We start from the raw sequence: 3,830 nt of genomic DNA, 5'->3' as shown, positions 1-3,830 counted from the left end.
CGTCGCGCAGTATAGCCCGGGCGTTAGGATCCGTGCCCTTGGTGACTTCGATTATGAACGTGGTAAACTTGATCGTCCCGTTGTTCTGGGAGTTAAAAAGCCGGAACTGCATGAACGCGTCCTGCTGCGAGTCAGTTGTCAGTATAGGAGGGTTTATCCGGACAAAGAGGGCCGCCTCCCTGTCGCCAATGCTTGCAGGAATGTTTTCCTGGAACAGGCCGTCGGCAAAAGCCCTTTGCGACATTACGGCAGGCAGCACGAGAACGGCGGCAAAAGCAAGAGCTAGAAACTTGCGCTTTGCTGCTTCCACGGAAAATAATTCGGCAAAAGCATATTTAATCTTGCCGTAATCCGGCACGGTTTAATTATCGCCAAAGGCATATACGCGGCAGTTGTCGCCAAGCCGGGGTCTTGCAGTCGCTGTAGCAGCGGCCGCAATAGTCGTTGTCGCTGCGGTGCTGGTGTCTTTTCCCCGCGGGGAGAACAGCCCGACAGTCGCGCAGGAAGGCGACGGCTCAATAACGATAATCACGATTTCAGGAGGCTCGCTCCTGGCCGGCGCCAGCTATTCTATCACGCCTGACCCGCGTGGTGGCACTGGCGCGTACGCGGTTCAGGACGGCGGAGAAGGCGACGCAAACCCGGCGGCAGGCACGATAGAGATAAGGAAGGTGAGCGCGGGCAACTATACCGTGGCGCAGTCAGAGGCGCCGCCCGGCTATGGCCATGACAAGCTGTCCAAGGTTATAGAGGTCAAAGGCGCCGCTGCCACTGCGACGTTTTCAAACGCGGTAGCAGGCACGGCAAGCCCGCAGCCAAAGAGCCTCATCTACACGGCCAAGTTCGAGTGCGGTACAATTTCAGGAAGCGAGGGGCCGCTGCGGCCAGGCCACTATGACACGGACATTGGCATACTGAACAAGCAGGACTTTGAAGTCCGGCTGACGTGGAACGCGGTGCTCAAAGATGGCAAGGGAACGAACTCGATACTGAAGGTACTTGAGCCGCAGGCCACGACGGGCATCGTGTGCAGCGACATCCGCAAGCTGGTCGGCGGCGAGAAATTCGCAGAGGGTTTTATCATCATAGCCGTACCGCTTGACGCTGGCCTCCAGGGCGCGCTCGCAGGTGGCTCGACCGTAGTCGGGCGCCAGTCGATGGACTTGCTCGACGTGCAGGTGTTCTACACTGCAAACGCGCTTTTAGAACTGCCGCATGAAGTGCTTGTGGACAAGATAGTGTTTGCGGTAACAGGCGACCCCAGCGGCAAGGTGCCGGCGGCCATGATAGGCAGGACGCTTGATGTCACCGTGCGGTCAGGCTATGAAATTTCAGATCCGGAGGATAAGGTAAGAAAGGCGCTCGCAGAGCAGTACGGCCTGTCCGGGGCAGAGGCCGGCAACCTCGCGATAAGGATAGACAGCATCAGCGTCGGCGCGGGCACCCTGATGGACGATCACGCGCTTTCGCTCTCCAGGGTTCTTCCCCAGATTGCCAGCTAGAGGATGCTTCTGCCTAAATGTCATAAATGTTAAATACAGAAGCTATTTCTGTAACAGAGTTACATGCCGCAGGCAAACAAGCGCCTCCCACTCCCTTTTGGGATAACTTTTGAAGATTGGGGGGCCATGATTGTGGCGATGCTAAAGACAGGCCCGCAGCCAGCTTTTGCAGGCAGGATAGCAGAGGCCACCGGGCTTGACGAGCACACCATAGGAGACAATGTCGCGTTCCTAAAGGCGCTTGGCATGGCGACGCCAGGCTCGACAGAGCCGAGGATATACCTTAGCAAGGCAGGCGCCCGGTACGCGCAGGCGCTTGTTTCCGGCGACAAGGCGAATCAAAGGAAGGTGTTGGCAGAGAGCGCGGGCGCAGCATTCAGGCCGGTGGTCAGGTTTTGCGAGCTGGCAGGGAACCTGGACTTTGACAGGCTGTTTTTGCAGATCAAGTTCCTTGCAAACGTAGACGACGCTTGGGGCCAGCACAGGGACACTGCCGAGAAAGACAGGGCAGGGATATACACCGCCATCGCCATCATGGTCGCGGCGGGAATGCTGGACAAAAGCTATCTTCCGGTCGAAGAGGAAGAGGCGGCGTAAAACGTTATAACCCCCGGGCGGCCATTTGCTCTCATGGCTAACTTTACTCTTCCACAATTGCCTTATGCGTACGACGCCCTGGAGCCACACATTGACGCCAGGACGATGGAGATCCACTATACCAAGCATCACCAGGCATACACCGACGGCCTCAACAAGGCCCTTGGCAGCCTGGGTCCTGAATTCCAGAACATGGAAGTAGTTGACATTTTGAAAAACATTGACACCGTCCCGGAAAGCGCAAGGGGCGCGGTCAACTTTCACGGCGGAGGATACAACAACCACACACTCTTTTGGAACAACATGAAGAAAGGCGGAGGTGGTGAGCCGAGCGGCGAGCTTGCAGATGCCATCAAAAAGACGTTTGGCAGCTTTGCAGACTTTAAGACAAAGTTCCAGGCAGACTCTGTCGGCCACCAGGGAAGCGGCTGGGGCTGGCTGGCCAAAGATGCTTCGGGCGGCGTAAAGTTTGTCACGATGCCGAACCAGACGAGCCCATGGACAAAGTGGAAGGCAGAGAAACTCACTCCGTTGCTTGGCCTTGACGTATGGGAACATGCGTATTACCTAAAGTACCAGAACAAGCGCGCAGACTATGTCACCGCGTGGTGGAACGTGGTCAACTGGGACGAGGTAGCAAAGAGGTTCAAGGCATAAGCCTTTTCCTCTTTTATTTTACGAAATTTATGAACCCGTAATTTTCCCGCGTCGTTCTGCTCACCGCCATGTTATAGTCATAGATCTTTTTCGCGTATTCCTGCAGGACGGGCATGACGCCGTCAAGCGACTTTTCAAGGTAAAAGCCGGGGCAGTCTCCGGTGAACTGGAACGTCGCATGCACGACGGGCTTGCCGTGCCTGTCAGATTCCAACCACGATGCAAACGGGTAGAGCCAGCAGACTCCCGGCTTGTCTGGGTGGACGCCGCAGTAGCCTTTGTCGTCTAAGAACCTGCACCGCAGCGGCGTGCCGTCCTGCTCGTCGCGCTCGTCCTTCTGGCGCTTGAGCGACAGCATGCTCAAAGTCGTTATGACGTTGCCGGCGCCCTCCTGCTCCCAAGTCGATATCTTGGCCTCGTTTCTCACGAATTCCGCCTTTGATTCGTAACCCAGCTTTTTTGTCAAAAGGGCGATGTCGTCTTTTGTCAATGGGAGCCTGCCCTGCCGCTCGCAGCAGTTGTGGCAGTCGGGCCACAGGCACTTCCAAAGCACAAACAGGTTGTCCCGTGTCAGGGTCGGTATGTGGAATATCACGCCGCCGACCTGCACGGGGGCGTCGACGATGTCGTCGCGCTGGCCTACCTGTAGGTCGTACAATTTCTGGTCGACGGGCCACTTTGTCGCAAGCAGGTCCAGCGACTCTTTAACCGAATTACCAGTATGCAAGGTGTGAATTGTCTTAAATTATAAGCCCGGCAGTGTTTAAATGTACTCCATGCTCAGCCCTCACGAGGTAGAAGCGGAAAGCGACAAGGGCAAGCATGCTTCTTCCACGGAAAACAGGCGGATGGTCTGGGAAAACGTGGTGTGGCCGCTGATACTTGAAGTAAACCGGTCATATTTTACGCTCAAGGAATACCACGCAAAGAGGGACGAGTTTTGCAAAGTTTCAGGCATCCCCGCGTCCAAGGTCGCCGGCGGCTTTGTGTCGCTTTTGGTAAAGGGGATACTGGGGCGCAACAAGAACATTTACTCCATCCACTATCGCCTGATACCGTACATGCGCAAGAAGG

General features: G+C 56.0%; 5 protein-coding genes and 1 pseudogene. 4 read left to right on the top strand and 2 right to left on the bottom strand.

The genetic code is table 11. The annotated features are described in order from the left end of the window. Positions 1–310: pseudogene (locus tag ACREAY_RS10405) on the bottom strand (hypothetical protein); the annotation flags it as partial. 82 nt (positions 311–392) lie between these two features. Here ACREAY_RS10405 and ACREAY_RS10400 point away from each other — a divergent pair. The 3 genes from ACREAY_RS10400 to ACREAY_RS10390 all read left to right on the top strand — a co-directional run bounded on the left by ACREAY_RS10400 (position 393) and on the right by ACREAY_RS10390 (position 2,756). After that, positions 393–1,502 (top strand): hypothetical protein, encoded by a 1,110-nt coding sequence (locus ACREAY_RS10400; protein ID WP_431755704.1) that lies wholly within the window; start codon positions 393–395, stop codon positions 1,500–1,502. Between the two features lie 63 nt (positions 1,503–1,565). Continuing rightward, positions 1,566–2,099: a hypothetical protein gene (locus tag ACREAY_RS10395; RefSeq protein WP_431755703.1), complete on the top strand. Its 534-nt coding sequence runs from the start codon at positions 1,566–1,568 to the stop codon at positions 2,097–2,099. 33 nt (positions 2,100–2,132) lie between these two features. Continuing rightward, positions 2,133–2,756, top strand: coding sequence for a superoxide dismutase (locus ACREAY_RS10390; protein WP_431755702.1), 624 nt, complete (start codon positions 2,133–2,135; stop codon positions 2,754–2,756). A gap of 13 nt (positions 2,757–2,769) precedes the next feature. On the opposite strand, the gene ACREAY_RS10385 is transcribed toward ACREAY_RS10390, so the two are convergent. Next, positions 2,770–3,483: a YkgJ family cysteine cluster protein gene (locus ACREAY_RS10385; protein WP_431755701.1), complete on the bottom strand. Its 714-nt coding sequence runs from the start codon at positions 3,481–3,483 to the stop codon at positions 2,770–2,772. Positions 3,484–3,532: 49 nt separating this feature from the next. Here ACREAY_RS10385 and ACREAY_RS10380 point away from each other — a divergent pair. Continuing rightward, a partial coding sequence (locus ACREAY_RS10380; protein WP_431755700.1) for a hypothetical protein occupies positions 3,533–3,830 on the top strand: 298 nt, incomplete at its 3' end.

The sequence above is a fragment of the Nitrososphaera sp. genome (genome assembly GCF_050748925.1).
Taxonomy (GTDB): Archaea; Thermoproteota; Nitrososphaeria; order Nitrososphaerales; family Nitrososphaeraceae; genus Nitrososphaera.
The sequence above is the reverse complement of the archived record's forward strand: the minus strand, read 5'-3'. Positions and strand labels throughout refer to the sequence as shown.